This is a genomic window from Adlercreutzia sp. ZJ141, assembly GCF_011038965.1.
GTDB lineage: Bacteria > Actinomycetota > Coriobacteriia > Coriobacteriales > Eggerthellaceae > ZJ141.
In genome coordinates, this window is sequence record NZ_JAAKEB010000036.1 from 1 (window position 1) to 5126 (window position 5126).

Consider the following 5126-nt stretch of genomic DNA (forward strand, 5'->3'; position numbering starts at 1 on the left):
GTGCCCCCCGCGAGCGCGGCACCCTATCCTCCCACGGGCTTGCCCCGCAGTACTTTCGGCGATGGCGGGCTTAACTACCGAGTTCGGAACGGTATCGGGTGTGTCCCCGCCTCCATGGCCACGCTCGCGGGGGGCACACCGTTTGGTGATCTGCCCAACGCGTCGCGTCTATACGACACCTTGTGAGTAGCGCATCTTTCGCTACCCTGGCGGTTGCATAGCGCACAGTAATCAACTGATTATAGCTAACAAAGACGAATCGCTTTAGACTCAACACTGCTTATGCGAGAGTAGAGAAAAACAAAGAGCTCGGGCGATTAGTGGCGCTTAGCTCAAACGGTTGCCCGCCTTACACTTGCGCTCTATCAACCTTTTGGTCTTAAAGGGCCCTTACCAAAAAGGGAGCTCATCTTGGAGGCGGCTTCCCACTTAGATGCCTTCAGCGGTTATCCGTTCCGGACGCGGCTAAGCAGCGATGCCGTTGGTCGACAACTGCTGCACCGGAGGTCCGTCCACCCCGGTCCTCTCGTACTAGGGGCAGCTCTCCTCAACTCCCTTACGCCTGCGGAGGATAGGGACCGAACTGTCTCACGACGTTCTGAACCCAGCTCGCGTACCGCTTTGAATGGCGAACAGCCATACCCTTGGGACCGACTTCAGCCCCAGGATGCGATGAGCCGACATCGAGGTGCCAAACCTTGCCGTCGATGTGGACTCTTGGGCAAGATCAGCCTGTTATCCCCGGAGTACCTTTTATCCGTTGAGCGACGGCCCTTCCACGTGGTGCCGCCGGATCACTAGAGCCGACTTTCGTCCCTGCTCGGGATGTCCCCCTCGCAGTCAAGCTGGCTTACACTCTTGCGCTCTTAAGGGACGGTTGCCGACCGTCCTGAGCCAACCTTACGCGCGCCTCCGTTGCTTTTTGGGAGGCGACCGCCCCAGTCAAACTGCCCACCTGGCACGGTCCCCCCGCCGGATTCACGGACAGGGGTTAGGCCGCCGGAACGGAGGGGGCAGTATTCCAAGGGCGGCTCCACAGAAACTGGCGTCTCTGCTTCAAAGCCTCCTGCCTATCCTCTACGCGCCGAGCCAACGGCCAATGCCAAGCTGCAGTGAAGGTTCACGGGGTCTTTCCGTCCTTCCGCAGGTGGTTCGCATCTTCACGAACAATGCAATTTCACCGGGTCCATGGTTGAGACAGCGCCCAAGTCGTTACGCCATTCGTGCAGGTCGGAACTTACCCGACAAGGAATTTCGCTACCTTAGGACCGTTATAGTTACGGCCGCCGTTTACCGGGGCTTAGCTTCGGGGCTTCGCGCAAAATGCACTAACTCCTCCGCGTAACCTTCCGGCACCGGGCAGGCGTCAGACCCTATACATCGTCTTTTGACTTAAGCAGAGTCCTGTGTTTTTGGTAAACAGTCGCTTGGGCCTTTTCGCTGCGGCCGCCTAAAGCTTATATCCGGCATGCGGATCCACCTCAAGCGGCGCCCCTTCTCCCGAAGTTACGGGGCGATTATGCCGAGTTCCTTAACCATGGTTCTCCCGATCGCCTCGGTATGCTCTACCTGCCTACCTGTGTCGGTTTTGGTACGGGCGCCAACACATCTCCCTAGAGGTTTTTTTCAGAAGCATGGGATCACCGACTTCACCGTATGGCTTCGTCTCGCGTCTCAAGTTTGTAACACACCGCTGATTTCCATGCGGTGTACCCTACACGCTTTCACGGGGACGTCCAGAACCCCGCTCGGCTACCCTTCTCCGTCGCCCCATCGGTAATATCGAAGTGTTGGCGGTACAGGAATATCTACCTGTTGTGCATCGGCTACGCCTTTCGGCCTTACCTTAGCTCCCGACTGACCCTGGGGGGATTAGCCTTCCCCAGGAACCCTTAGGCATTCGGCGGCGGCGTTTCTCACGCCGCTTTCGTTACTCATGCCAGCATCCTCACTTGCGCGCGGTCCACTATCGGTTACCCGTATAGCTTCATCCTGCGCGCAACGCTCCCCTACCGATCAGATAAATCCGATCCCGCCGCTTCGGCGCCGTGCTTGAGCCCCGTGAATTGTCGGCGCATGTCCACTCGGCCAGTGAGCTATTACGCACTCTTTGAATGCATGGCTGCTTCTAAGCCAACATCCTGGCTGTCTGGGCAAACGCACATCCTTTGCCACTTAACACGGACTTAGGGGCCTTAGCGGGCGGTCTGGGCTGTTTCCCTTTTGAGCGTGCGGCTTAGCCCACACGCTCTGACTCCCGCCTTTTAATCCCGCTGTGTTCGGAGTTCGGCTCCCGTCGGCAGGCTTTGACGCCCCCTCGAGGATCCGGTGCTCTACCGCCGCGGGGAAACAGGCGGGGCTAGCCCTAAAGCTATTTCGGGGAGAACGAGATATCTCCGGGTTTGATTGGCCTTTCACCCCTACCCACAGGTCATCCCCTCCGTTTTCAACCGAAGTGGGTTCGGCCCTCCACGGGGTCTTACCCCCGCTTCAGCCTGCCCATGGGTAGCTCACCCGGCTTCGCGTCCGCGGCGCGCGACTAACATGCGCCCGTTTTAAGACTTGCTTTCGCTACGGCTCGGTTTATCCTTAACCTCGCCGCGCACCGCGACTCGCTGGCTCATTCTACAAAAGGCACGCCGTCACAGTGCATATTGACTGCTCCGACTGCTTGTGGGCGCACGGTTTCAGGCACTATTTCACTCCCCTCTCGGGGTGCTTTTCACCTTTCCCTCACGGTACTGGTTCGCTATCGGTCGCGGGAGAGTGTTTAGCCTTGGAGGGTGGTCCCCCCAGCTTCGGACCGCCTTTCACGTGAGCGGCCCTACTCGGGAACACAATCTGGGGCTTATCTGACTTCGCATACAGGGCTTTCACCTTGTTTCGCCGGCCTTCCCAGGCCGTTTTGCTACCAGATAAGTTTGTAACCCCATAGACAGATTTCGGGCCTGTCAGGTATGTGTCCCACAACCCCCATGCGGCATAAGCCCCGAAGCTTTACCGCGCGCATGGGTTTGGGCTTACCCGGTTTCGCTCGCCGCTACTACCGGGATCTCGGTTGATTTCTCTTTCCTCAGGGTACTTAGATGTTTCAGTTCCCCTGGTTGCCTCCTCACACCCTATTTTATTCAGGTGCGGGTAACAGGGCATGACCCCTGTTGGGTTCCCCCATTCGGGCATCTTCGGATCTAAGGCTGTTTGCGCCTCCCCGAAGCTTATCGCAGCTTGCCACGCCCTTCATCGACTTCCCGCGCCAAGGCATCCGCCGTGCGCCTTTTCTATCTTTGTCTCTCTTCTTATGTTTTTAGAGACTCTCGCGACTTAATCTTTAAGCCGCGCATAATCTATTTGGTATCTACATATCGATACAATTGCGATCGTTTCGATGCTATATCGTCATCAATCATTGATGACATATGATCGATTACTGTAACGCTATGCAACTGTCAAGGTGCGAAGACTTACAAGCCCTTCTGTGTCAGAGACCTTGAGGGCCGAATACTGTAAGGACAGATTAGGACGCCGGATACGATATCCGAACAGTCTGGGTAGGTTTTTATAAGTTTGTCTTTCTTTGGGTATGTATTGTATCTCCCTAGAAAGGAGGTGATCCAGCCGCACCTTCCGGTACGGCTACCTTGTTACGACTTCACCCCCCTCACCCCCCGCACCTTCGACGCCTCCGCCCCTTTCAGGTTCGGCCGGCGGCTTCGGGTGCAGACGACTCGGGTGGTGTGACGGGCGGTGTGTACAAGGCCCGGGAACGTATTCACCGCGGCATGCTGATCCGCGATTACTAGCAACTCCGACTTCACGCAGGCGGGTTGCAGCCTGCGATCCGAACTGGGGCCGGCTTTAGGGATCCGCTCCTGATCGCTCAGTGGCAACCCTTTGTACCGGCCATTGTAGCACGTGTGCAGCCCAGGGCATAAGGGGCATGATGACTTGACGTCGTCCCCACCTTCCTCCGGCTTGACGCCGGCAGTCCCCCGCGAGTCCCCAACTCAATGCTGGCAACGCGGGGCAGGGGTTGCGCTCGTTGCGGGACTTAACCCAACATCTCACGACACGAGCTGACGACAGCCATGCACCACCTGCACGCGCTCCTACTCGGCCACCGGGTTTCCCCGGCTTCACGCGCATGTCAAGCCCTGGTAAGGTTCTTCGCGTTGCTTCGAATTAAGCCACATGCTCCGCTGCTTGTGCGGGCCCCCGTCAATTCCTTTGAGTTTTAGCCTTGCGGCCGTACTCCCCAGGCGGGGCGCTTAATGCGTTAGCTTCGGCACGGAGAGAGTATCTCCCCACACCTAGCGCCCATCGTTTACGGCTGGGACTACCAGGGTATCTAATCCTGTTTGCTCCCCCAGCTTTCGCGCCTCAGCGTCGGTGACGGCCCAGCAGGCTGCCTTCGCCATCGGCGTTCCTCCGAATATCTGCGCATTCCACCGCTACACTCGGAATTCCGCCTGCCCCTACCGCACCCGAGCCGCCCAGTTCGGGACCCGGCCCGGGGTTGAGCCCCGGGATTAGAGGTCCCGCTTAGGTGGCCGCCTGCGCGCGCTTTACGCCCAATGAATCCGGATAACGCTTGCCCCCTACGTATTACCGCGGCTGCTGGCACGTAGTTAGCCGGGGCTTCTTCTGCAGGTACCGTCATTATTCTTCCCTGCTGAAAGCGGTTTACGGCCCGAAGGCCTTCATCCCGCACGCGGCGTTGCTGCGTCAGGGTTTCCCCCATTGCGCAAAATTCCCCACTGCTGCCTCCCGTAGGAGTCTGGGCCGTATCTCAGTCCCAATGCGGCCGGTCGGTCTCTCAACCCGGCTACCCGTCGAAAGCTAGGTGGGCCACTACCCCGCCTACTACCTGATGGGCCGCGGCCCCATCCCCTGCCGTATACGCTTTCCCACATAAAGCATGCGCTTTGCGTGGAGTATCCGGTATTAGCCTCGGTTTCCCGAGGTTGTCCCGAAGCAGAGGGTAGGTTGGCCACGTGTTACTCGCCCGTTCGCCACTCTATCAGCGCTAAAAAGCGCGTTTCCCGTTCGACTTGCATGTGTTAGGCACGCCGCCAGCGTTCATCCTGAGCCAGGATCAAACTCTCCGTTGAAAGAAAACGCATGAGTGT

3 rRNA genes are annotated in these 5126 nt (G+C 58.2%); all 3 read right to left on the bottom strand.

Annotated features, from left to right (window positions below):
* Nucleotides 1-10: 10 nt before the first annotated feature.
* Nucleotides 11-126, bottom strand: a 5S ribosomal RNA gene (gene rrf / locus G7Y44_RS10050).
* Between the two features lie 171 nt (nucleotides 127-297).
* Nucleotides 298-3289, bottom strand: a 23S ribosomal RNA gene (locus G7Y44_RS10055).
* Between the two features lie 310 nt (nucleotides 3290-3599).
* Nucleotides 3600-5108 (bottom strand): 16S ribosomal RNA (locus G7Y44_RS10060).
* The 16S, 23S and 5S rRNA genes sit together here, the layout of an rRNA operon.
* Nucleotides 5109-5126 lie beyond the last annotated feature (18 nt).